This is a genomic window from Rhodococcus sp. NPDC055024 (genome assembly GCF_053608585.1).
Genome location: NZ_JBSGVT010000002.1, coordinates 467733 through 491353, shown reverse-complemented (window position 1 = coordinate 491353; position 23621 = coordinate 467733). Strand labels below are relative to the sequence as shown.

The 23621-nt window shown below is 62.9% G+C and carries 25 protein-coding genes and 1 tRNA gene; 17 read left to right on the top strand and 9 right to left on the bottom strand.

Features of this window, described 5'->3' with window-relative positions; genetic code table 11:
• The 5 genes from ACWF6P_RS08800 to pcaH are packed head-to-tail and all read right to left on the bottom strand — an operon-like array spanning position 1 to position 4693.
• The gene (locus tag ACWF6P_RS08800; RefSeq protein ID WP_452620762.1) at positions 1–825 is read right to left on the bottom strand and encodes an IclR family transcriptional regulator domain-containing protein; all 825 of its coding nucleotides are present in this window, start codon (positions 823–825) and stop codon (positions 1–3) included.
• The gene (gene pcaDC, locus ACWF6P_RS08795; protein WP_452620761.1) at positions 822–2003 is read right to left on the bottom strand and encodes a bifunctional 3-oxoadipate enol-lactonase/4-carboxymuconolactone decarboxylase PcaDC; all 1182 of its coding nucleotides are present in this window, start codon (positions 2001–2003) and stop codon (positions 822–824) included. Before pcaDC ends, ACWF6P_RS08800 begins: the two co-directional genes overlap by 4 nt.
• Complete coding sequence (gene pcaB, locus ACWF6P_RS08790) at positions 2000–3328, bottom strand: 3-carboxy-cis,cis-muconate cycloisomerase (protein ID WP_452620760.1); 1329 nt, start codon at positions 3326–3328, stop codon at positions 2000–2002. Before pcaB ends, pcaDC begins: the two co-directional genes overlap by 4 nt.
• Before the next feature lie 11 nt (positions 3329–3339).
• The gene (gene pcaG, locus ACWF6P_RS08785; RefSeq protein ID WP_452620759.1) at positions 3340–3981 is read right to left on the bottom strand and encodes a protocatechuate 3,4-dioxygenase subunit alpha; all 642 of its coding nucleotides are present in this window, start codon (positions 3979–3981) and stop codon (positions 3340–3342) included.
• Positions 3974–4693 carry a protocatechuate 3,4-dioxygenase subunit beta gene (pcaH, locus tag ACWF6P_RS08780; RefSeq protein ID WP_007730015.1) on the bottom strand — a complete coding sequence of 240 codons (720 nt, stop codon included), beginning with the start codon at positions 4691–4693 and terminating at the stop codon, positions 3974–3976. Before pcaH ends, pcaG begins: the two co-directional genes overlap by 8 nt.
• A gap of 172 nt (positions 4694–4865) precedes the next feature.
• Here pcaH and ACWF6P_RS08775 point away from each other — a divergent pair, with 172 nt between their 5' ends.
• Complete coding sequence (locus tag ACWF6P_RS08775) at positions 4866–5612, top strand: CoA transferase subunit A (protein WP_378542923.1); 747 nt, start codon at positions 4866–4868, stop codon at positions 5610–5612.
• Positions 5609–6256 (top strand): CoA transferase subunit B, encoded by a 648-nt coding sequence (locus ACWF6P_RS08770; protein WP_452620758.1) that lies wholly within the window; start codon positions 5609–5611, stop codon positions 6254–6256. Before ACWF6P_RS08775 ends, ACWF6P_RS08770 begins: the two co-directional genes overlap by 4 nt.
• A gap of 63 nt (positions 6257–6319) precedes the next feature.
• Here ACWF6P_RS08770 and ACWF6P_RS08765 read toward each other — a convergent pair whose 3' ends face one another.
• Positions 6320–7198 carry an AraC family transcriptional regulator gene (locus ACWF6P_RS08765; RefSeq protein WP_452620757.1) on the bottom strand — a complete coding sequence of 293 codons (879 nt, stop codon included), beginning with the start codon at positions 7196–7198 and terminating at the stop codon, positions 6320–6322.
• Between the two features lie 153 nt (positions 7199–7351).
• On the opposite strand from ACWF6P_RS08765, the gene ACWF6P_RS08760 reads away from it, so the two are divergent.
• From ACWF6P_RS08760 to ACWF6P_RS08745, 4 genes are all read left to right on the top strand, one after another.
• Positions 7352–7924 (top strand): peroxidase-related enzyme, encoded by a 573-nt coding sequence (locus tag ACWF6P_RS08760; RefSeq protein WP_452620756.1) that lies wholly within the window; start codon positions 7352–7354, stop codon positions 7922–7924.
• A 133-nt stretch (positions 7925–8057) separates the two neighbouring features.
• Positions 8058–9752, top strand: a complete 1695-nt coding sequence (locus tag ACWF6P_RS08755) for a hypothetical protein (RefSeq protein WP_452620755.1) — start codon at positions 8058–8060, stop codon at positions 9750–9752.
• On the top strand, positions 9724–10341 hold the full coding sequence (locus tag ACWF6P_RS08750) for a class F sortase (RefSeq protein WP_452620754.1): 618 nt from the start codon (positions 9724–9726) through the stop codon (positions 10339–10341). Before ACWF6P_RS08755 ends, ACWF6P_RS08750 begins: the two co-directional genes overlap by 29 nt.
• A gap of 26 nt (positions 10342–10367) precedes the next feature.
• Positions 10368–11450, top strand: a complete 1083-nt coding sequence (locus ACWF6P_RS08745; protein ID WP_452620753.1) for a M20/M25/M40 family metallo-hydrolase — start codon at positions 10368–10370, stop codon at positions 11448–11450.
• Here the strand turns inward: ACWF6P_RS08745 and ACWF6P_RS08740 are convergent.
• Positions 11411–12436, bottom strand: a complete 1026-nt coding sequence (locus ACWF6P_RS08740; protein WP_141488323.1) for a LacI family DNA-binding transcriptional regulator — start codon at positions 12434–12436, stop codon at positions 11411–11413. The two genes, ACWF6P_RS08745 and ACWF6P_RS08740, sit on opposite strands and share 40 nt — an antisense overlap.
• Positions 12437–12670: 234 nt before the next feature.
• Between ACWF6P_RS08740 and ACWF6P_RS08735 the strand changes: the two genes are divergently transcribed.
• The 8 genes from ACWF6P_RS08735 to ACWF6P_RS08700 are packed head-to-tail and all read left to right on the top strand — an operon-like array spanning position 12671 to position 19652.
• Positions 12671–13513, top strand: coding sequence for a BtpA/SgcQ family protein (locus ACWF6P_RS08735; RefSeq protein WP_378542304.1), 843 nt, complete (start codon positions 12671–12673; stop codon positions 13511–13513).
• Positions 13514–13515: 2 nt separating this feature from the next.
• Entirely contained in the window at positions 13516–14415 is a 900-nt protein-coding gene (locus ACWF6P_RS08730) for a carbohydrate kinase family protein (protein WP_452620752.1), read from the top strand.
• Positions 14412–15425 carry a substrate-binding domain-containing protein gene (locus tag ACWF6P_RS08725; RefSeq protein ID WP_452620751.1) on the top strand — a complete coding sequence of 338 codons (1014 nt, stop codon included), beginning with the start codon at positions 14412–14414 and terminating at the stop codon, positions 15423–15425. Before ACWF6P_RS08730 ends, ACWF6P_RS08725 begins: the two co-directional genes overlap by 4 nt.
• Before the next feature lie 2 nt (positions 15426–15427).
• Positions 15428–16198: an ATP-binding cassette domain-containing protein gene (locus ACWF6P_RS08720; protein ID WP_372025254.1), complete on the top strand. Its 771-nt coding sequence runs from the start codon at positions 15428–15430 to the stop codon at positions 16196–16198.
• A complete protein-coding gene (locus ACWF6P_RS08715; protein ID WP_372025252.1) occupies positions 16195–17238 on the top strand; it encodes an ABC transporter permease in 1044 nt (347 codons plus the stop codon). The genes ACWF6P_RS08720 and ACWF6P_RS08715 overlap by 4 nt, the downstream gene beginning before the upstream one ends.
• A complete protein-coding gene (locus ACWF6P_RS08710; RefSeq protein ID WP_452620750.1) occupies positions 17235–18284 on the top strand; it encodes a phosphotriesterase family protein in 1050 nt (349 codons plus the stop codon). Before ACWF6P_RS08715 ends, ACWF6P_RS08710 begins: the two co-directional genes overlap by 4 nt.
• A complete protein-coding gene (locus ACWF6P_RS08705) occupies positions 18277–19029 on the top strand; it encodes a glutamine amidotransferase (protein ID WP_452620749.1) in 753 nt (250 codons plus the stop codon). Before ACWF6P_RS08710 ends, ACWF6P_RS08705 begins: the two co-directional genes overlap by 8 nt.
• Complete coding sequence (locus ACWF6P_RS08700; protein ID WP_452620748.1) at positions 19026–19652, top strand: TenA family protein; 627 nt, start codon at positions 19026–19028, stop codon at positions 19650–19652. Before ACWF6P_RS08705 ends, ACWF6P_RS08700 begins: the two co-directional genes overlap by 4 nt.
• A 97-nt stretch (positions 19653–19749) precedes the next feature.
• Here the strand turns inward: ACWF6P_RS08700 and ACWF6P_RS08695 are convergent.
• Positions 19750–19823 (bottom strand) — tRNA-Met (locus ACWF6P_RS08695).
• 53 nt (positions 19824–19876) lie between these two features.
• Entirely contained in the window at positions 19877–20587 is a 711-nt protein-coding gene (locus tag ACWF6P_RS08690) for a FadR/GntR family transcriptional regulator (protein WP_452620747.1), read from the bottom strand.
• A gap of 98 nt (positions 20588–20685) precedes the next feature.
• Between ACWF6P_RS08690 and ACWF6P_RS08685 the strand changes: the two genes are divergently transcribed.
• Genes ACWF6P_RS08685 through ACWF6P_RS08675 form a run of 3 tightly spaced genes read left to right on the top strand, consistent with a single transcriptional unit; the run spans position 20686 to position 23575 of the window.
• Complete coding sequence (locus ACWF6P_RS08685; RefSeq protein ID WP_452620746.1) at positions 20686–21435, top strand: (Fe-S)-binding protein; 750 nt, start codon at positions 20686–20688, stop codon at positions 21433–21435.
• The gene (locus ACWF6P_RS08680; protein WP_452620745.1) at positions 21432–22952 is read left to right on the top strand and encodes a LutB/LldF family L-lactate oxidation iron-sulfur protein; all 1521 of its coding nucleotides are present in this window, start codon (positions 21432–21434) and stop codon (positions 22950–22952) included. The genes ACWF6P_RS08685 and ACWF6P_RS08680 overlap by 4 nt, the downstream gene beginning before the upstream one ends.
• Entirely contained in the window at positions 22949–23575 is a 627-nt protein-coding gene (locus tag ACWF6P_RS08675) for a LutC/YkgG family protein (protein WP_452620744.1), read from the top strand. The genes ACWF6P_RS08680 and ACWF6P_RS08675 overlap by 4 nt, the downstream gene beginning before the upstream one ends.
• Positions 23576–23621: the final 46 nt, after the last annotated feature.

Below are 23621 nucleotides of genomic sequence, written 5' to 3'. Positions count from 1 at the left end.
TCAGCGAGTAGCTGCCGAGTGATTGTTGGACGACTGAGTACGTCCGAGATCGATGGAGATGGCGTCTGCGGTGGCGACTGCGGCCGGAACCAGTTCATCGCGAACAGCTTCGGCGCTGTAGCGGGCAGCCTGGGTGGAGATGTTGACGGCTGCGACCACGTCACCGGTTGCGTCCCGGATGGGTGCGGCAAGAGAGCGCAGACCCTCTTCGAGTTCTTGATCGACTATCGCGAATCCGTCGGCGCGAATCTTCTCGAGTTCGGCGCGTAGTCCGTCGGCCGTGGAGATGGTCTTGCCGGTCAGGCGGGCGAAGGACACTCGAGAGAGGTATGCGTTTAATGCGTCGTCGGGTAGGCCCGCGAGCAGGACCCTGCCCATGGACGTCGCATAGGCGGGAAAGCGCGTGCCGATGGTGATGGACACCGTCATGATGCGGCTGACCGGAACTCGGGCCACGTAGACGACGTCGTCACCGTCGAGGATCGACACGGACGTGGATTCACGGACCTTGACGGACAAAGCTTCCAGATGCGGCCCGGCAATCTCGGGGAGAGACAGACTGGACAGGTAGCTGTAGCCGAGTTCGAGGACGCGAGGCGTCAACCAGAACACCGAACCGTCAGTACGTACGTATTCGAGTTCGACGAGTGTGAGCAGGAAGCGGCGAGCGGTCGCACGCGTGAGATCGGTATGCCTGGCAACCTCGCTGAGGGTGCGACGCGGGTGCTCACCGTCGAAAGCCTTGATGACGGAAAGCCCACGGGCCAGCGACTGCACGTAGTCCGGGGACGGCCCCGGCGCTTGCTCGCTGCTGTTCTCACTCATGTTGTCTCGTTCTCCTCAGGTTCGGCCGAGAGGTCCGCGAGTGCTTGCTTTCCCAGCGCAAAAGCCAAGTTGCTGTTCGGCACACCCGCGTAGACCGCGGTGTGGAGAAATACTTCCACGAGTTCGTCGGGATCGATCCCGGCACGCAGCGCAGCGCGAATGTGCATGTCGAGTTCGTGTTCGTTCCCGACGGCGGTGAGGATCGCGAGAGTGAGGAGCCTGCGGGTGTGGTGATCGAGGCCGGGGCGTGACCAGATGTCGCCCCACGCCGTGCGAGTGATGAAGTCCTGGAACGGGGCCGTGAATTCGGTGGCACCCGCGATGGAACGGTTGACGTGGGCGTCGCCGAGCACCTGGCGTCGTACGGTCATGCCTGCCGACACCGCGGCGCTACGTTGGGCGAGCGCAGATGTGTGCGAGGCGATATGCGTGGCAAGTAGTTTGGTGACGCGCCCGGCCTGCTCGACATTGGTGAGGTGTGCACCGGGATCAACGACGTGCAGTACCGCGTCGGCGATACCGTCGGCGATCGCGCTCAACGTCGCCGGAGGCGTCGCTGGATCCTGCTCGCCCGCGATGAGGAGCGTCGGAGCGACGATGCGGGCCAGGTCGGCGCGGCCGTCCCACACCGAAAGTGCCTCGCAGCAAGCGGCATAGCCCTCGTCAGGTGTGGCCTCGACCATCGCGACGTGGCGCGCGACTAGTTCTGGATCGTTTTCGGCCAGTCCCGGAGTGAACCAGCGTCCGACCACGGCGGCCGCGATGGATGCAATTCCGTCCGCACGGACAGCCTTGGCGCGATCGATCCACGGCTGAGCCGGGGCGAACTGCGCGGACGTGCACATCAAGGTCAACGTCCCGACGCGAGTGGGGTGGTGCGCGGCGATCCACTGGCTGACGGCGCCGCCGAGGGAGAGCCCGACCAGATGAACGGATTCGAGTTCGAGCGAATCGAGGAGAGCGATGACATCATCGGCGAGATCGGCGATGGAATAGGGGCCTGCGGGGACCGGCGACTTGCCATGGCCGCGATGGTCGACGGCGATGACGCGGTACCGATTCGACAGCGCGTGAATCTGCGGCTGCCACATGGACAGATCGGACCCGAGTGAACCCAGGAGAACTACTGCGGGAGCATCAGGATTGCCGGTCTGTTGAAAGTTGAGCGCGACGCTCATCGAGATCCTCCTGTAGGGCGTTCGGTGAGGGCACGGTCGACCAGATCGGTGGCGTGGCCCAGATAGTGTGCGGGGTCGAGTAGTTCGGCGATCTCCGCTTCGGTCAAGTGCTCTGCGATGGCGGGATCACGATCCAACCTGGTTCCGGAAGTGGCTGCCGCGGTGACGATGTCGCGCGCTCGATCGGTGTGCGCGGACAGTGCCTTGGTGACCCGCTCGGCGAGAATCAGGCCACCGGTGATGTCGAGATTGCGTGCCATCGACTCGGTGTGTACTTGCAGACCGGTGAGGCTGACGGAAAGCTGGTGCGCTGCTCCGCCTGCCAGACGCAGGAGTTCGGTGACTGTTTCCCACTCGGCGTGCCAGGGGCCTGCAGCGCGGGCGAATTCGTGATCCATGTTCGACAGGGCTGTGGCGACCAGTGCAGGAGCACGTCGCGCTGCTGCGCGAGCGGTGATGGCCGCGACGGGATTCTGCTTGTGCGGCATGGCCGATGAGCCACCCGGAGCGCTTTCGGCGACCTCGGAGAGTTCGGTGGACGCCATGACGGTGATGTCGGTGGCGGGCTTGGAAACAGCGCCGGCGACGATACCGAGCGTGGTCGCGAGTTCTGCTATGGTCACGCGGTCGGTGTGCCAGGGAGCAACCTGCCTGGCCAGACCGAGTTCGTCTGCCAGTGCATCGGCGATCCTGAGCCCGTCGGGATACAACGCAGCGAGTGTGCCTGCGGCGCCGCCGAACTGAACCGGCAACGTGGACAGCACGATCTCGAGGCGGATCGCGGCGGCGTCGAGTGCCGTGAACCAACTCGAGGCCAGAAGGCCGAAAGTGGTCGGAAGTGCCTGCTGGCCCAAAGTTCTCGCGACCATCGGAGTGGAGCGATGGAGGCGGGCGAGGTGGGCGGCGGAATCGGCGGCGCGTGTCAGGTCGGCAAGAACCACCGCGCCCGCGCGTCGCGTCAACAGCATGAGAGCGCAGTCCATGATGTCCTGGCTGGTGGCTCCCGGATGCACCACGGAGGCAGGCACACCTTCCTGTCCCACCCTTTCGCGAAGCATCTTCACCAGCGGGATGACAGGGTTTCCACCGGCTGCCGACGCCCGGCCGAGCGCCACGATGTCCAGACCACCCGGTTGTGAGAGTTCGGCCGCAGCAGCAGCCACCGCAGCGCAATGTTCCCCGTCCGCCAATCCGACGGTGGCCATCGCGCAGCTCAGCGCGGCTTCCACGTCGAGCAACGCGGTGACCCACGCCTGGTCGGACAGGTGTTCCGCTACTCGGGTGGCCCCGAACACCGGATCGAACAGTGCGCCGCGAGTGGGCATGTGTACTCCTCTTACAGTTCGAAGAAGGGCGTCTCGACGCCGTTCGCGTCCTCGTCCTGAACATAGACCGTCCAGGAGTACCCACCGTCGACCTTGGTTGCAACCAACTTCGCGCGTTCGATTTCGCTCAGTGACGACAGGACCGGATCTGTTGCGTGTGCGTCGGCGTCGTCGGGGAAGTACAAGCGGGTGACCAGGCGGTCGAGCATGCCGCGCGCAAATACCGACACGTTGACGTGTGGGGCTTCGCTCACGTCAGCTTCGGTGGGCAGCGCACCGGGCTTGACGGTGTGAACCAGTGCGGTGCCCGTGGGATCCGCTGCGCTGCGGGCGAATTCGCGAAAACCAGCCGGAGTGAGGTCCACTGCGCCGCGGGGATCGTCCGGATGGTTGAAGCGTCCGAGCGTATCGGCCTGCCACGTTTCGATCATCGCATCTGCGACCGGTGTGCGGGCGCCGTCGATCACCGTGATGGCCAGCGTGATTCGTCCGGATGCGTCGGCCGGGGCGGCGTCGGGGCCATCCGTCCAATGGAGGCCGATGTGCCAGTACGGTCCGACGGTCTGAGAGGGCGTGACACCGAAGGGGGCAGTGGTGAAGTCGCCGGGGACGACCGGATAAGTGGGTGCGGGCTTCGCGGTGTGATCAGTCATCGTGGTCTTCCTCGTTCTCGAATACGGAGGCATTACGGCCGCGCAGGACGATGTCGAAGCGGAACCCGAGAGCCCAGTTGGGGACTGTGGCGTCGTAGTCGAAGACGCTGACCATGCGGTGACGTGCTGCTTCGGGTACCGCGTTGTAGATCGGGTCCTGGAAGAACATCGGATCGTCGGGGAAGTACATCTGCGTCACGAGGCGCTGCGTGAATGCCGTGCCGAACAGCGAGAAATGGATGTGGGCCGGTCGCCAGGCGTTGTCGTGGTTCATCCACGGGTAGGCGCCGGGCTTGATCGTGGTGAAGCTGTAGTGGCCGTTTGCGTCGGTCACACAGCGACCGAGCCCGTTGAAGAACGGGTCCAGCGGCGCGGGCCAGTTGTCGCCGGTGTGGCGGTAGCGTCCACCGGCGTTGGCCTGCCACACCTCGAGCAGCGTGTGGGGGACAGGCTTTCCGTCGCCGTCGAGTACGCGCCCGTGGACGACGATGCGTTGCCCCTGTGCTTCGCCGCCGTTGGCGATGGTCAGGTCGTTTTCGCCGGCTCCGACGCGATCTTCGCCGAATACCGGCCCGGTGAGTTCCGTGAGTCGCTGGGGGAGCAGCTTCAGCGGTTGCTTCGGGTGGCGAAGGGAAGTGGTCTTGTAGTCCGCGAAATCGGCCGGGGCGTTGACGCCTGTCGGCCGCTGGTACCTCGGCGGTAGATGCAGCATAGGGAACCTCGTCGTTCGGTTACGTGAAGTTGTTCGCAATGTGTACATGTGTTGCGCTCTGCGAACAGAATAGTTCGTGAATGTGACCCAGGCAATGCCGGGGGGCGAAAAATGTTCGTGATGCGCACGGGGGTTCACAATACGTACGCATCGCGCTACTGTGATCGACATGATGGACAAAGTCATTCCCACTGCTGCCGAGGCCGTCGCCGACGTGCCGGACGGCGTCACGATCGCTGTCGGAGGTTTCGGACTCGTCGGAGTGCCGGAGATCCTCATCGATGCGCTCCTCGCGCAGGGCGCGACGTCACTCGAAACGGTGAGCAACAACTGCGGCACCGACGGGTTCGGGCTCGGAGTGCTCCTGGAGAAGGGGCGCATCCGCCGTACTGTCAGCTCGTACGTCGGCTCCAACAAGGAGTTCGCGCGTCAGTACCTTTCCGGTGAGCTCGAAGTCGAACTGACGCCGCAGGGCACGCTCGCCGAGCGCATGCGCGCCGGGGGAGCCGGAATTCCCGCGTTCTTCACCCCGGCCGGCGTCGGCACCCAGGTTGCGGACGGCGGCCTGCCACTGCGGTACGACGGCAACGGCGGCATCGCAGTTGCCAGTCCGCCCAAGGAAACTCGCGACTTCGACGGCGTCACCTACGTGATGGAGCGCGGTATCGTCGCCGACTACGCACTGGTTCACGCTTGGAAGGGTGACCGGCACGGCAACCTCGTCTATCGCGCGAGTACCCAGAACTTCAATCCGGCTGCAGCAACGTCGGGTCGCATCACCATTGCGCAGGTCGAGCACCTCGTCGAACCCGGCGAACTCGACCCCGCCGAGATCCACACGCCCGGCATTCACGTTCAGCGCGTTGTCCACGTCGGCCCGGTGACGGTCGGCATCGAGAATCGGACGGTACGAGCATGACTTCCGTAATACCCACCAAGCTCACCCGTGAAGAGATGGCGGCCCGCGTCGCGCGCGAACTCGAGGACGGGCAGTACGTGAACCTCGGCATCGGTATGCCGACGCTGGTTCCGAACTACCTCCCGACCGACATCACCGTCGTATTGCACTCGGAGAACGGCGTTCTGGGCGTAGGGCCGTACCCCACCGAGGACCAACTCGATCCCGAGCTGATCAATGCAGGCAAGGAGACCATCACCGTTCTCCCCGGTGCGTCGTTCTTCGACTCCTCCGCGTCGTTCGGCATGATCCGGGGCGGCCAGGTCGACGTTGCCGTGCTCGGTGCCATGCAGGTCAGTGCCACCGGAGACCTCGCGAACTGGATGATCCCCGGCCACATGGTCAAAGGCATGGGCGGCGCGATGGATCTGGTCCACGGCGCAAAGCGCGTCATCGTGATGATGGAGCACGTCTCGAAGAAGGGCGAGCACAAGATCGTCGAGGAGTGCTCACTTCCGTTGACCGGTAAGGGCTGCGTCCAGCGAATCATCACCGACATGGCCGTGATCGACGTGACTGACGACGGTCTCCGCCTGGTGGAGACGGCTCCGGGCATCAGCGTCGACGACGTGGTTGCTGCCACCGGTGCGAAACTGATTCTCTGACACGTCGTTTCATCGATGTGCTCAGCCGCCGGGTCCTGACTTTCCACCGACCCGGCGGCAGCATTACGCCCCGACGTCGTTCAGTTCGCTCTCGACCGGAATCCAAAGTTCGAATCGCGCGACGGTGAAATCGTCGTTGTACTCGGTACGCATTATCTCGGGACCAGGCACGGAGCGAAAAGGGTTGGCCGGGAACCATTCCGTGTAGATGTCTCGCCACAGATACTGCACAGACTCGATTGCCGATCCGTCGGCGGTGAACACGGCCCACGTGTGTGCGTCGACCGAAAGCGCGTCGAAGCCTGAGGGCGCGGTTTCGCCGGTGACCACTCCCAGGTAGTAATCCAGTTCTGTGCCTTCGGTTCTGGGATGCGCCAAATTGTCGACAACACTGACGATTCCCTCCGGTTCTTGATCGGACAGCTCGCGCAGCCCTCGCAGCGCGACCTTGTCCACGGTGCGGGTGAAATCTTCGATGGCAGAATTGGGACCTTCGTGAACCAGTGGTACCCGGGTTTTGAATCCGACTACCGTCAAGGCGGGTTTGTCCACAAGCATGTAGTCCATCGGTGTGGCTCCTTCCAACGTCACGTGAATGACAAGCTTCGGTTGTGATTTGAGAACGGCGGGAGCGCGTTTGACTGCGCCGGGACTCACGCCGTGAAATGTGGTGAACGCTCGTGTGAAGGCTTCCGCGGACGAGTACCCGTACTTCACGGCTGTCTCCAACACTCCTGACCTGCTGACCGACAACTCGGCACCGGCCAGGGTGAGTCGACGTCGACGGATGTACTCCGACACAGGAATGCCGGCGAGGGCCGAGAACATCCTTCGGAAGTGATACTCCGAGGTGGTTGCCAGCCTTGCCATCTCGGCTGTGTCGATCTCGCCGATCAGATTGGCTTCGATGTACTCGAGTGCGCGGTTCAGCCCGTCGATCATCGTGTCTTCCTGTTCACGGGTTTCACGCTACGCAGATCGCCTCGGTCGTACCCGACTATCCGTGCCCGAAAAAGTAGGGCAGGAATGCATCTGGACAACTCAGTTAATCATCATTATCTTGAATCGAACATCGATGATTGACCAGGAGGCACAGTGAGCACCCGTTTTCCGCAGGCTGAATTGACCGAGGTGCCCGAGGACATCGCCACCAAGATTCTCGAGATCCAGGAGAAGTCGGGGTTCGTGCCCAACGTCTTCCTGATGTTCGCTCGTCGCCCAGCCGAGTTCCGGGCATTCTTCGCGTACCACGACGCGATCATGCTCAAGGAAGATTCCGCGCTCACCAAGGGTGATCGAGAAATGATCGTCACCGCGATCTCTGCGGCCAACAAATGTACGTACTGCGTTGTCGCGCACGGCGCGATTCTGCGTATCTACGAGAAGAAGCCGCTGGTCGCCGATCAGGTTGCGGTCAACTATCGCACTGCGGAGATCTCCGATCGTCAGCGCGCGATGCTCGACTTCGCCACCAAGGTGAACTCCGCCTCTCACGAAATCGCCGACGCCGATTTCGGTGCTCTCCATGAGCACGGCTTCGGTGACGAGGATGCGTGGGACATTGCGGCGATCACTGCCTTTTTCGGCCTCAGTAACCGAATGGCGAGTTTTTCCGGCATGCTGCCCAACCCGGAGTTTTACCTGATGGGGCGAGTTCCGAGGTCCTGATTCCCGCTCGCTGAACATAAGCTTTCAATTTTTCGGACCGACCGGTCGTAACGTCTGGAACTCAGCCGACGAAGTAAAGGCTGTCCACGCCGGAATTGCCGTCTTCGTAAAGAAGGCCGAAAGGTTGAGCGCTATGTCGGAGAAGTCCATCGCCCATTCTCGGAGGGTCCGCTCTGCGGCCGCCGGTGCCGTACTCGCACTCGGATTGGCGGTGGGCGGCACGGGAATTGCATCGGCAGAGCCGGAAACCGTGTGTACCCCGAGCGCAGATCCGCTTGTGACCTGCGCTGAGGAAGAGGCAGTTCCCACTACCGACGCCGACGCGGCGACAAGCACCGAGACCGTACCCGAGAAGGCCGAGGCCGGCGCTGCAGAAGCAGGTACTGCCGGAACCGCGGCAACGGACGCCGCAGCGCTGGCGGAAGCCGAAGCAAAAGCAAAAGCCGCAGCCGACGCCGCAGCGAAGGCGGCCGAAGCAGCCGCGACGGCAGGGGTCGACTCGTCCGCAGCGACAGACACTTCGGTGAAGGCGACCGAGGCAATGACTCAGGCGAGCGTCGAGGCAACCAAGGCGGCGGTCGAGTCGACCAAGGCCAAGGCGGAGGCCGGGGCAGCGGAACAGTCAGCCAAGGACGCAGAAGAGGCGGCCAAGGTTGCGGAGTCCGCTGCGGCCGACGCCAAAGAGGTAGCACAAACAGCTCAGGCAGAAGCAGATGCGGCCGCAGCCAAGGCAACGGAACTCGAGGAAGCAGCGAAGGCCGCCGGTTCGGGGACCAAGACCGAGGAGGCGGCACAGGCTCGCGCCGAGGCTAATGCTCTGAAGGCCAAGGCCGATGAGGCGAAGGCTGCCGCGGATGCAAACGCCAAGCTGGTTGCGGACAAGAACAAGGAAGCCGACGAAGCCTTCAAGAACTGGGACATCGCGAAGGGGCTCGCCGCAAAGGCTCAGGCGTTGGCCGCCGCATGGAATGCCAAGCAGCTCGCGATCACCGTCAAGGAAACTCAGAAGGTGGCCACCGCCGCCGAAACCACGGCCAAGGCAGCCGAGTCTGCAGCCGCCACCGAGGTAGAAGCTGCTACCGCCGCCCGTAAGGCTGCTGATGAAGCGGCAGCTACCGCAGCTTCTGCACAGAAGGACGCCGACGCTGCACAGAAGGCCGCGGAGACGGCCCAGGCGGAGGCCGATGCTGCAGGGGATGCGGCCACCGACAAGCGAGCAATCGCCGACGAAAAGGCTGCCGAAGCCGCCAAGAAGGCCGAAGCTGCCGAAGCGGCGAGCAAGAAGGCACAGGATCTCTACCTGGCGGCCGAAGACGCGAAGGCCGCGGCCGACGCCGCAGCTGCAAAGGCCAAGGAAGCTCAGGCCGCAGCTGCAGCCGCAAAGGCCGAAGCGGATGCAGCGCAGAAGATCGTCGACGAGCTCAAGGCAAAGGGCGAGAAGGAGATTGACAACGGAACAGGTGTCGGCGGTGAAGTGATCATCGGTGAGCACACTGACGACGGTTCCGGAGTCACGAAGGTAGACGAGACCACCGCTGTAGTGAACAAGACCGGCGTGAAGCTGGTCGGCTACTACAACAACAAGGGCGCCTTCGACGTCGTCGACTACTACGTCACCGACGCCGACGGTGATCCGGCACTTGCCGGAAGCCTGCCCCCGGTCGATCTTGCTCTCGGTGACACTGCAAGTAGCACCAGCGGTAGCAGCAGTTCCAATCTGCCTGCTGTGCTGATCGGCGTCGGAGTCGTGGGCGCCGCAGCCGCAGCAGCTACGACGGTGGTTGTTCGTCGCAAGCGTCATGACGGTCCGGGCAGCACGTCTGCATAGCGCCGGCCTCTCGGCGGTAGCGATCCTCGCACTCCTCGTATCCGGATGTTCGGGCGAGAACTCGGGATCGCTACCCGACCGCTCGCCGGTGCAGTCGCACATCGCGGCTGCACCGGCTTCGGTGAACGTCGACCCGGCCGAACCGGAACGGATCGAATTGAGGTCTGCGTCCGGGGCTACGTACCTGAGCAGTCCGTTGCACGCGGAGAAACTGATGCGCGGCGGCGAGAGTGGACAGCAGCTGAATCCGGTCGACGAGCTGCCGGTGTGGTGGGGCGAGAGCGGACTGCCGGGAACCTCGACCGCACAGACCGTTGTTGTCGTCGGGCACAACTACACCACTCGCGAAGCACCGTTCCGGGCGCTACGCGTAGTGGAGCCAGGTGATCGCGTCCTGCTGGAAACACCGAACGGAGTGCTCGAGTACGACGTCGAAACCGTCGGGCCGCTGCACAAAGGTTCGCTGCTGGGCGCACACGAGTTGCGCGAATCCGTTCCGGGACGGCTGATCCTCGCCAATTGTGATGTCGTCGAGGGGGAGTCGACGCCGGACAACTACATCGTCGTCGCTCAGCTGGCAACGCACTGAATCCGCGACAGTGCAACAATGGGTACATGGATTCTCTCGGTCTTCTCTCGGAACTGGTAGCCCTCGACACGGTCTCCGGAGAGGCAGCTCCCCAGCGCAGAGCCATGGATTCGATTGTCTCGTTGGTGCTCTCGCGTGCGCCGCAGGCAAAGGTGGAGTCGGATCTGACCGGCAAACATCCCTGGGCCTTGATCACCAACGAAGCAGCCCCCTCGGCGGCAAGACTGCTGTTCGCCTGCCACGTCGACACGGTGCCGGTGGGCACTGTCTCCGACTGGGAGTTCGATCCCTATGCCGCGCAGGTCGACGGTGAATTGTTCCTCGGCAGAGGAACATCGGACATGAAAGCCGGCCTTGTTGCCGCTACTGCCGCGGTTGTCGACGCCTTCGAACGTGGAGTCCCGGTCGCACTGCTGCTGACGAGCGACGAGGAAATCGGATCGCTCGGTGCGGTTCGTTCGGCCGACGCCGTAGCTGATCTCCAGGTCGGGGCAGTCATCGTTCCCGAGGCGACGGGCAATCGAATCAACCTGGGGCACCGCGGTGCACTGTGGCTCGAGGTATCCGTCAAAGGAAAAGCCGCGCACGGAAGTACGCCGCAGCGCGGAACAAACGCCGTCCTCAAACTGCTCGACGTGGTCGGCCGAGCTCGACAGGAGCTTCCGCTGTCGTCGGACGCCTTCCTGGGTGCCGAAACCTGGAACCTCGGCTTGGTCGGCGGAGGTTCAGCTCCGAACATCGTGCCGGACAGTGCACGTGCGGTGATCGATCACCGCACGGTGGGAGACGGCGCAGACCTGCTCGCATGGTGGCGCGCCCAACCGGAGGTCGACTCGGTAGAGACGTCGATTCACCTGGGAGGTGTGCGTACCGACGCGTCGGATCCGTGGTTGGCCACCTTGCCGATCCCTGTTGCAACCGAACCGGTTTCGTACTTCACCGACGCTTCGGTGCTCGCAGCGGCCGCCCCAGGAGCTCCCGTCGTTATCTGGGGGCCGGGCACTCCCTCGCTGATGCATGCGGCCAACGAAAGCGTCAAGGTCTCGGAACTGGACGGTGCAATTGCTGCTTACGGTGCGGTGGCCGCTGCTTGGCCGACGGTGGACTGACGGACAATCAGTTCAGGAGCAAGCGCGATGTGGGCTGTCGACTCGGAAGAGTTGTTCATCGCCTGATCCAGAAGTCGCACAGCTTCTTCCGCGATTCTTTCCTGCGGTTGCCCGACGGTGGTCAACGGCGGATTGCACAGTTCGGAGAAGGGGATGTTGTCGAAACCGGTGACCAGAACGTCACCGGGGACGTCGATGCCCAGTGTGTGGCAGGTTTGCAACACGCCGAGTGCGATCAGGTCGTCGGCGCAGACCAGAGCGTCGGGGCGAGTTTTGCCGGTCAGGATGGTGTTGGACGCCGTGCGCCCCCATTCGATCGAATATTCGCCGAGTTGTGTCCACTCGTCACGAGTTTCGATGCCCATCCGATCCGCATGGCGGAAGAATCCGGCCCGGCGAAGTTCGGTCGACGAATTGGTCAGCTCGGAACTGATGAAGGCAGCCGATCGCGCGCCACGCTCGGACAGATGCTCCATCACGAGTGATTGTGCGGCGTCGTCGTCGACACCGACCCAATCCGTTTGGGTATCCATGGCAAACCGGTCCAGTTGAACGACCGGAAGCGTTGCCGCGCTGGCTCGGACTGCTTCGGCACTCAATTCGCCGTGGCACGGGCTGATGATGATTCCGTCCACCTGCCGCGAAACGAGCGACTTCAGTCGCTGCGCTTCCACGTCGGGGTCGGAACGAGAATCGCACAGGAACAGTTGTAGTCCGCGCTGCGCGAGGACGTGTTCGACATTGACCACCAACGAAGTGAAGAAGGGGTTCGCGATGCTCGGAACCACCATTCCGACAGTGTCCGTCCGATTACGACGCAGTGAGCTGGCGATGATGTTTCCCGAGTATCCGAGGGAATCCGCGGCTCGTTTGATCGTCGCTGCAAGCTCGTCCGAGACAGGGCGGGAGCCGGACAGTGCCCGCGACACGGTGGCAGTTGACACCCCGGCCAGTTCCGCGACATCGCGAATGGTCGCCTTGCGCATGCGTCCCCCGTTTTCTGCTCGATTCGGGTCCGAGGTTATCGAACCGCACGGTCCAGTGTCCCGCATGTAACGCGATTGAGGCAATCGTTTACATATTCGAATTGTGAAATCCTTGACACAACCCGGTGTTGATCGCATAACCTGCTAAATCATCAAGGCAATCGATTACATCGTGTGCAGATCTTGTGCATGGACATACAGCGCAAATCTTGCGCATGGAATGGGGTAGCTGAAGTGACCGCATCACCGCTCGGAGTCTTTCCGCCCAAGCCCTCGGCGTTGGCAGAGATGTTCACCGGCACGCCTTCTCTCATCGGGGCCATCCACCTCCCTGCTCTGCCGGGCAGCCCGCACTACACCGGGCAGCCGGTTTCGGAAATTGCTCGCTTCGCTGTGGAGGAAGCACACGCGTACGTCGACAACGGTTTCGACGGTGTGATCGTCGAAAATCATTGGGACATACCGTTCCTCAAGCCCGGAGAACACGGATACGAGACGGCCGCCAGCATGGGCGTCATCACGGCAGCGGTGGTCGCCGAGTTCGGCAAGGCGGTCGGCGTCAGCATCTTGTCCAACGCCGGCGAGTGCGGAGTGGCCGCGGCGTGGGCGGCGGGCGCGAGTTTTGTGCGCGTCAATCAGTGGGCCAATGCCTACATTGCCAATGAGGGCTTTATCGAGGGTCAGGCTGCCAAGACGACGCGCTTTCGCCATCGCATCGGCGCCGACCCGGTCCGGATCTTCGCTGACGTGCACGTCAAGCACGGTGCGCATGCCATTGTCGCGGACCGCACTGTCGCGGAACAGACCGAAGACGCCGAGTTCTTCGACGCAGACGTTCTGATCGCGACGGGTTCGCGCACCGGTGACGCCGCTTCGGTCGACGAAGTTTCCGTGATCCGAGACAACACCGTTCTTCCGGTGATCATCGGATCCGGCATCACGGCTGCCAATGTCGCAGCGCTGATGAAGGAATGCGACGGTGCCATAGTTGCATCTTCGGTGAAGGACAATGGACGCTGGTGGGGACGGGTCGCAGGCGAGAAGGTCCGCGAACTGTCCCGGGCTGCAGGAAAGTAACCATGATTGTCTTTTGTGGATACGCCAACAACGATGTGACGGTGCATGTCCCACACGTACCGGTCCTCGGGGAGCGCGTTCAGGCAACGGCCATCAGTCAGATCGACGGTGGAATGAATGCAAATGCTGCGGTATCCGCGGCCCGAATGGGCGCGCAGGTGATCTTTGCCGGTGCCGTGGGCCCGGACGCGCGGTCCACCGAGTTTCTCGAAGCACTCGAGGCAGATGGCGTCGACACCAGTTGGTCGCCGCGAGATGCGTTCCTGTCGACGGCAGTTGTTCTCATCGCGCAGGACGGCGATCGCTCCATCATCAGCCAGGATGACCCGAACGATGCCGAACGCATCGGAGTTGTCGTTACCCGATTGGCCGCTGCCGGCGGTGGACGACTGTTCCTCGACGGATACCGTGCGGTCTTCCTCCCGGATGAATTACCGGGAAGCGTAAGTCTGGTAATCGATCTGGACGGTTGTGAAAACAAAGCCGCGGCACTGTGCGCGTTCGCGCTCGCTGACCACGTCGTCGTAGGGCGTGCCCTGTGGGAAGGCGAGTTCGGGATCGGTTTCGATCAGTGGCAGGCACTGGCCGCCGAGCACAATACTCACCTGCTGGTGACCGACGGCTCGCGAGGTTGGACGCTGGCCACACCGGACGGCGAGGTGACGAGCGAACCGGCAGTAGTGGTCGACGTCGTCGATGCAGTCGGGGCCGGCGATTGCTTCGGCGGTACGTACATCGCTTTTGTCGACGCCGGGCGCTCGCCGGTGGACGCCGCACGACTCGCGGGAGCCTCGGCTGCCTTGGCTTGCGCCACCGCAGGACCCCGCGGATGCCCCACCCGAGATGAATTGGACAGCTTCACAGCAACATTGACCCCTCACACCCTTTTGGAGACTCGATGATGAAACGTGCTTTGCCTCTGCCTCTGGCGCTGGGAGCTGCAGTCGCGCTCACGCTCACCGCTTGTGACTCGGCTTCGTCGAGTGACTCGAAGGACGCATCGGGTGGCTCGTCCATCCCGCAGCCGACCCGGGTCGCCGAAAGCTGTGACGGGACGAACGGCAAGCTCAAGGTCGGTCTCGTGACCATCAACCTTCAGGCGCTGTACTTCAACCAGATCAACAATGCCGCGAAGAACGTCGCGGACAAGGCAGGCGTCGACCTGCAGATCATCAGCGGCAACGACGATTCCGTCGCGCAGGCCAACGCCTTCGACAATCTGATCGCCGCCGGTGTCGACGCGATCATCGTCGATGCAATCGACACGGACGGAATCAAGCCGTCGGTGGTCAAGGCCAAGAACGCGGGCATCCCTGTCGTCGCGGTCGACGCGACCATCGACGATCCGGCACTGTCGACTCAGGTCGGTACGGCCAATGCAGAGGGCGGTGCCAAGATCGGAAACACCTTGGCCGATGTCGCGAACAACACCGGAACGGTCGGTATCGTCGGCGCGCTCAACAGCACAGTCCAGCTGGAGCGGCAGAAGGGCTTCACCGAGACCGTAACCGGCCGCGGAATGACCGTCGGCACTGTCGTGGACGGACGTAACATTCAGGAGAACGCACAGACCGCAGCGGAGAACCTGCTGACCGGCGGTGGCGACATGAAGTACGTCTACGCAACCGGTGAGCCGGCCTTGATCGGACTCGTCGCGGCGGTCAACAGTCAGAAGGCGCAGGATCGCATCGAAGCAGTCGGTTGGGATCTTTCGGATCAGGCGGTAGGCGGACTCAAAGCCGGTTGGCTTAAAGGCGTGGTCCAGCAGAACACCTTCGAATTCGGCCACGAGGCAATGAATTCGGCAATCGACCTGGCTTGCGGACGCGGCGCTCCGGCAAACATCCCCGTTCCCACCCAGATCGTGACTCCGGAGAACGTGGCCGACTACATGTACTACTTGGAGAAGTAATCATGGCACCTCCACTGATCGAACTCTCGGGCATCACCAAGTCGTACGGACCGGTGAAGTCCCTTCAAGGAGTGGACCTTCGGCTGGCGAAGGGTGAGGTACTCGGAGTGGTCGGCGACAACGGCGCCGGTAAGTCCACTCTGATGAAGATTCTCGCCGGTGCGGTTCAGCACGACGGCGGTGAAATGCGCGTCAACGGTGAACCAGTACGCTTTTCGACGCCGCTCGACGCGCAGCAGAAGAAGATCGGAATCGTCTACCAGGACCTGGCTCTGTGCGACACGCTCGACGTCGCCAGCAACCTGTTCCTCGGCCGAGAACCGCGAAAAGGCCCCTTCCTCGACCGGCATGCCATGCACGAGAAGGCGGCTCACATTCTTGCCGACCTGCATGTCAAGGTGAAGTCGACCTACCAGGAGATCGGGCAACTGTCCGGTGGACAGCGGCAAACCGTCGCGATCGCCCGCGCGGTCTCTTTCCGGCCCGACGTATTGATCCTCGACGAGCCCACCGCTGCGCTTGCCGTCGCCGAGGTCGAGTCGGTGCTCAAGCTGATCACGGACGTGGCAGCGGCCGGGGTGGGCGTCATTCTCGTGACGCACCGCCTGCAGGATCTGTTCCGCGTGTGTGACCGAATCACGGTCATGTACGAGGGGCAGAGCGTCGATGACGTTCCGATCGGCGACCTCAACATCGAGTCTCTCGTCGGACTCATCACTCGAACTCCGGTGCCGCAACGGACACCGGCAGCAGCACAGGGAGTTACGGCATGACCACTCTCGAGAAGACCCAGGCACCGGTCGAGCGAAAGCTTGCCGCCAAGCCGTCGTTGTGGGACAGCGTCAACAAGCCGACGCTTGCGATGCTCGCGGTGACAATTGCTGTTGCAGCTGTCTTCTCGGCGACCACGTCGTCGTTCCTGACATTCACGAACCTGTCGAACCTGGCAACCCAGATCGCTCCGGTTCTGATCATCGCGGTAGCAATGACTTTCGTGATCACGGCCGGACAGATCGACCTGTCCGTCGGTGCGATCGTCGCGTTCGTCGCGGCGATGAGTGCCGAACTGATCCAGGCGGGCGTCGATTCGTCCTTGGTCTTCGTCGCCGCCCCGGTGATGGGTGCGGCCTGGGGTCTGGTCAACGGTTGGCTGGCCGCCTATCAGGGTATTCCGCCGTTCATCGTGACTCTGGCGACGATGTCCGTCATCCGCGGCATCGCGCTGTACCGGACCGAAGGGTTCTCCGTTCCGGTTCCGGCCGACACCTACTTCGCGAAGCTCGGAACTGCGGAATTCCTCGGGTTCTCCGCCAGCGCCTGGATCGCTCTCGTCGTCGTGGTCATCGGAGCAATTGCGCTCAACCGCATGCGCTTCGGACGCTACGTCACCGGTATCGGCTCCAACGTCGAATCCGTACGACGGTCCGGCGTCAACACGCGTCGTGTGCTCATGATGACGCTCGTCTTCACCGGCCTGGCTGCCGGCATCGCGGGACTGCTGATCGCGGCTCGACTGGGCTCGGGTTCGGCCAACTCTGCAACGGGATTCGAGCTCACCGTGATCACCGCTGTGGTTCTCGGTGGCACCAACCTGTTCGGCGGTCGCGGAACCGTGATCGGTACCGTCATCGGTGCCGTTCTGACCGGCATCATCGCCAACGGATTGACCCTGCTCGGCGTGAGCCCGTTCTTGACGCCGATCATCACCGGTGTCGTTCTGCTACTGGCCATCTGGATCAACATGCGCGGACACACACTGAGCGCGCTGTGGCGACACCTGCAGTCCGCACCCTCGGGGCCTGCACGCTCATGAGTAAGGTTCGTACCGTCACGGGAACCGTGGACAGCTCGGAACTCGGGCTGGTTCTCCCACACGAACATCTGCACAACGACGTCACCGGTGCGTACACCGAGGCCCCGGATCCGGTTGTGGCACAGCGGTTGGCCGGTCCGGTACGCGCCGAGGATGCCTGGCTTCTTCACGACAATCCGTACTACAGTCTCGACAATTGTCGAGTCGACGACGGATCGGCCGTGGTGGAAGACCTTGCGGACTTCGCCCGCCTCGGTGGTCGGACGATCATCGATCTGACACCGCCGGGACTGGGCCGGGCGCCGGAGAAGTTGGCGGAGTTCTCGCGAAGGTCCGACGTGCGAGTGATCATGGGTTCGGGGTGGTACCTCGAGACGACCCATCCAGTCGAGGTCCACGAACTCGGTGTCGACGACCTGGCGGGTTCGCTCGTCGAGGAGTTCGATCCGGCAAAGGAATTGGCGCCGGGAGTGATCGGGGAGATCGGTATCTCCCCGCTCTTCACTCAGAACGAGGCCAAAGCGTTGCGGGCGGCGTGCATCGCTCAGCGTGAGGTGGACGTGCCCCTGTTCGTCCACCTTCCGGGATGGCAGCGCGTCGGACATCACGTTGTCGACATCGTGGTCAACGAGATGGGCGTCGATCCGCAAGCAGTGGTCCTGTGCCACATGGACCCGTCGGGACACGACACCGACTACCAACGATCGCTCGCCGACCGCGGAGTTTTCCTCGAGTTCGACATGATCGGAATGCCTTTCGACTTCCCCGGAGAGGGCCTTTCTCCACATCCGGCGGAAACAGCCACTGCGGTAGCCGGATTGGTGACTTCCGGCCACGCCTCACAACTGTTGCTCAGTCACGATCTCTTCCTCAAATCAATGCTCAGAAAGCACGGCGGTAACGGATTCTCCTACGTACCACTCGCCTTCGCCGCACGGTTGGTGCGCGCAGGCGTAGATCCCCAGCAAGTGTCCGCACTGATGCGAGACAACCCGAGGTCGCTCTTCGAGCAGGCCGCGAAAGGAAACAGAAGCAGTCATGGGTAAACGAGTACTGATCGCCGGCGAGAGCTGGATGACGACGTCGACGCACGTCAAGGGCGTCGACGAGTTCAGTGTCCATTCCTACGTCGAGGGAGTCGGTCCGCTGAGGGATGCGCTCACCTCACGTGGCCACGACGTGACACACATGCCCGCACACCTGGTGCCGACGCAGTTCCCCGGTACCGCAGAAGCACTGTCGCAGTTCGACGTCGTCGTTCTCTCCGACATCGGAGCGAACTCACTGCAGCTGGCTCCCGGCGTGTTCGACCAGTTCCGCGCCGGCGAGGATCGCCTTGTTGCGCTTCGTGACTGGGTGAACGCCGGTGGCTCACTGATGATGATCGGTGGCTACCTCTCGTTCTCCGGGTTCCAGGCGCGAGCAGCTTTCCGCCAGACCGCGATCGCCGAGGTACTGCCCGTGACGATGCTTGCCGAGGACGATCGCGTCGAGACACCGGCCGGGATCGTTCCCACCGTCGTCGATGCTGCTCACCCTGCTCTCGGTGGTGCCGGCGATTCCTGGCCGGCGCTACTGGGATACAACCGCGTCGTCGCGAAAGACGGTGCTGCGGTTCCCGCCACCATCAACGGCGATCCGCTTGTCGCTGCAGGTGAATACGGCGCCGGACGGTCGATCGTCTTCACCTCGGACTGCTCGCCGCACTGGGCTCCACCGGAGTTCTGTGAGCAGTGGCCCGGATACACCGACCTGTTCGACGGCTTGATCAGTTGGGTCGCCGGCAAATGAGTCGGTCCTCAGACCTGCTCGCGCGGCAGCAGAGTAACCTCGCTGCCGCGCGGGCGGTTCCATTCATCGAGGACACCATCGGCGGGACGTTGAGTGATGAGGGATTCCGCCGGTACCTCGTGATCGAAGAGGCATTTGTACTGACGGCCGTCAAGGTGTTGGGGTTGGTGGTCGCCGAGTCCCCGACGCTCGACGATGCGCTCGACCACGTGACGTCGATGTCGAACCTGGTGGGCGAACAGCGCGAATATTTTGCGCTGTTGCGTTCCCGTTTCCCCTACGAGGGTGACGCAGCGGCTCTGATCGAGGAGTCGTCTGTGCTGTCCACGCACGCCTTGGCCCTCGCCCGCGACGAGGGCAGGGCAGCTGCCCTGGTGGGCATGTACGCCGCGGAAACCCTGTATCTGTCGTGGTGCCGGGAGGCTGCGGCCGTCAAGGTCGAGCGCGAACCAGCGTTGCAGGACTGGGTGGACATGCATGTCGCTCCGCCGTTCGTGTCTCAGGTGGCGGTGCTGGCGTGCGAGGTGGACGCCATGCCCGAGTCCGTGAGCGACGAGAACCTGGATCGGTGGTTCTCCGGCATGCTGGCCGCGGAGATCGATTTTCACAAAGTGGCTGTGTGAACCCCTGCTGTGCGCCTTTGTTAACCCCCGGCGGTTAATAAAGGCGCACAGCAAAAGGCCCGTAGGTCGCTTTCGCAACCTACGGGCCTTTCCTTTGTAGCGGGGACAGGATTTGAACCTGCGACCTCTGGGTTATGAGCCCAGCGAGCTACCGAGCTGCTCCACCCCGCGTCGGTGTGAAACCAACAGTACACGACTTCTGGAGGTGCAATTACCACCCCCTGTCACCGGTCGGTGTGGGCGCTTTCCGAGTAGTAGCCGCGGATGTGGCCGACTATGCGCTGACGTGCGAGTTCGCCGTCACCCGCGTTAACCGCCTCCACTAATCCCCGGTGTTCGTCACGAAGACGCGTGCAAGTGCTCGGCCAGCTGTCGATCTGTACGCCCCCGAGAACGTAGGCCTCGATCGACTCGCGCAAGCCGGTCATCATGGCCGCGATTACCTGATTGCCCGCCGCGTCGGCGAGCGCCACGTGGAACTGGGCGTCGAGTAGCAGGAATTCCTCGGCCGAGAGGGTTGCGTCGTCCATCGAGTCGAGCAGTTCGACGGCCGCGCTGAGGTCGGGCGTCGGAGTCCGCGATGCCAGGGACTGCATGACCTCGGATTCGAGCACGAGTCTTGTCTTCACTACATCCGAGACCGGAAAGCCTTGTGCTGCAACCTGCATCCGCATCAGCATGGTCATGCCGCCGGTCGGTTTGGCGACGATCATCGCGCCGGACGTCGGGCCGGATCCAGTCTGCGCCTTGAGGAGTCCGAGTGCTTCCATCACTCGCAACGCTTCCCGGACCGATGACCGTCCGACGCCCAGTTCCGCTGCCAGGATTCTCTCCCCGGGCAGGCGCTGTCCGGGAGACACCTCGCCTGAGACGAGCCGACGTTCGAGATGGCTCAGTACTTGTTCCCACGCTCGCGGGCTCGGCTCGGTCGGCATGAGGCAAGAGCATAACCGGGTGGACGTCGTTTATGGGGCGGCCTGAAGAGGGATGCATTACTGTGGTCAGACCACACCGACAGATTGCGGGGATCCACATGCGAGTAGCGCTGTTTGCCACCTGCATCGGGGACACGATGTTTCCCGACGCCGTCAAGGCCACCGCCCTCCTGCTCGCCCGTCTCGGGCACGACGTCGTGTTTCCGTCCGGGCAGACTTGCTGCGGGCAGATGCACGTCAACACCGGCTACCAGCCCGGAGCGCTGCCGCTGGTCGCGAATTACGCCGATACGTTCGGTGACCCGTCGATCGACGCGGTTGTCGCGCCGTCGGGATCGTGCGTCGGTTCGATCCGTCATCAACACGAGATCGTTGCCGAGCGCTACGGCACCGCGTCGCTGTGTGGGCAGGTGGAGACCGTGAAGGCAAAGACGTACGAGCTTTCCGAATTCCTCGTAGATATTCTCGGTGTCACCGATGTGGGCGCGTACTTCCCGCACCGGGTCACCTATCACCCGACCTGTCACTCACTGCGCATGTTGAGAGTGGGAGACAAACCACTTCAGTTGCTGCGCAACGTCCGCGACATCGATCTGGTCGAACTCCCGGAAGCAGATTCCTGCTGCGGCTTCGGCGGCACGTTTGCCATCAAGAACGCGGAGACCTCGACGGCCATGCTGGCGGACAAGATTCGCCACGTCGCGGACACCGGCGCCGAATTCTGCAGCGCCGGAGACTCGTCCTGCCTCATGCACATCGGCGGCGGTATGTCGCGACTGCAGATGGGCGCCAAGACCATTCACCTCGCGGAGATTCTGGCGTCGGTGGAAAGCCGGGTGCACGCATGAGCGCTGTGACGCTGGGTCTGCCCAGCTTCCCGCCGAGGTCGCCCGAGGGTGCAGGGTTCCTGCGAGGTACTGAGAAATTCCCCGTCGCAGCACATCACGAGCTGGCCAACGCGCAACTGCGACGCAATATCGGCAAGGCGACGCACACCATCCGTGCCAAGCGCATCAACGTGACTGGAGAGCTTTCCGATTGGGAAGACCTGCGTGATGCGGGTTCGGCGATCAAGGCCGACGTCATGGCGCGGTTGCCGGAACTGCTCGAACAGTTCGAAGCTGCAGTCATCGCGCGCGGTGGGCAGGTGCATTGGGCGGCGGATGCCAACGAGGCCAACGCCATTGTGACCGAACTTGTCAAAGCCACCGGCTCCGAAGAGGTCATCAAGGTCAAGTCGATGGCCACGCAGGAGATCGGTCTCAACGAGCATCTCGAAGCCCACGGAATCACCGCCTACGAGACCGATCTCGCGGAATTGATCGTCCAACTCGGCCACGACAAACCGTCGCACATCCTGGTTCCCGCGATCCATCGCAACAGGTCCGAGATTCGCGAGATATTTCTTCGAGAGATGCCAGATGTCGATCCGAACCTCGGGGAGAACCCGGCCGAACTTGCCGCCGCGGCACGAAAGTTCCTGCGCCACAAGTTCATGACGACGCCCGTCGCCGTCTCCGGTGCCAACTTCGGCATCGCGGACACGGGAACACTGACCGTCGTGGAGTCGGAGGGCAACGGGCGAATGTGCCTGACGCTCCCGAAAACACTGATCACCGTCATGGGCATCGAGAAGATTCTGCCGACGTATCAGGATCTGGAGGTCTTCCTTCAACTGCTGCCGCGGTCGTCGACGGGGGAGCGGATGAACCCGTACACCTCCTTGTGGACCGGCGTGGCGCCAGAGGGCGGTCCACAGGAATTCCACCTGGTCCTCCTCGACAACGGCCGGACCGCCGCACTTGCCGACAAGATCGGACGGGAAGCCCTGAGCTGCATACGGTGCTCGGCGTGCCTGAACGTGTGTCCCGTCTACGAGCGCACCGGTGGTCACGCCTACGGATCTACCTATCCAGGACCGATCGGCGCGGTTCTGACTCCGCAGCTCGCGGGAATGCATGGCAAAGACGATCCCAACTCGACGCTTCCCTTTGCCTCGAGTCTGTGCGGTGCATGCTTCGACGCCTGCCCGGTCAAGATCGACATACCCTCGCTGCTGGTCGAATTGCGTCACCAGAAGGTCGAGCAATCCGGTGTCACGGCAGAGTCTTTGGCGATGAAAGCCGCGTCTGTTGCGATGTCGACCGAGGGCCGGTGGACGCTCGCTCAGAAAGCTGCCGGGCTCGGACGCGTCGTGGCAGGCAAGAAGGGGAAGATCTCCACGTTGCCACCTCCATTGAACGGTTGGACCGCGGCCAGAGACATTCCCGCACCACCCAGGCAGACCTTCCGATCCTGGTGGGACTCAGACGAAGGACGCGATGCATTGGACGCGGCTCGTCGTGACGGGAAGGCAGACAGATGAATTCACGTGAGGTGGTACTCGGTCGCATTCGTGATGCGATCACCTTGGCGCCGGCCCGTGAGAGCGAGATACCGCGTAACTACCGGACTGGTAGAACCATGTCCGACGAGAAGCGCATCGAACTGTTCGTCGATCGACTCGAGGACTACAAGGCTCACGTCTACCGATGTGCTGCAACAGAAATCGCCGAGGTCGTCAGCGGAATACTGAGCGAACACGAGCTGTGTACGCTGGGCATCCCCACAGGACTCGACCGATCATGGGTAACCGGGTTCGACGGAACGCTGATGGTGGACAGCTCGGACGTGCCGGCTCCCGAACTCGAGAAGCTCGACGCCGTTGTCACCGGCTCGAAGGTCTCCTGCGCCGAAACCGGCACCATCTTCCTCGACGCCGGTCCATCGCAAGGGCGTCGTGCGTTGACACTGGTGCCGGACACACACATCTGCGTCGTGTATCGCAGCAGTGTGGAAGTGGGAGTGCCGGAGGCGATTGCGAAACTGACGCCGGAACGCCCCACCACCATGATCAGCGGCCCGTCGGCGACCTCCGACATCGAACTCGAGCGCGTCGAAGGTGTCCATGGTCCGAGGAATCTTCACGTCGTCATCGTCGACGGTTGATTCCCGTCGAGCGGGAACTCGGAGGCAGCGGGCCACATCAGCGTCT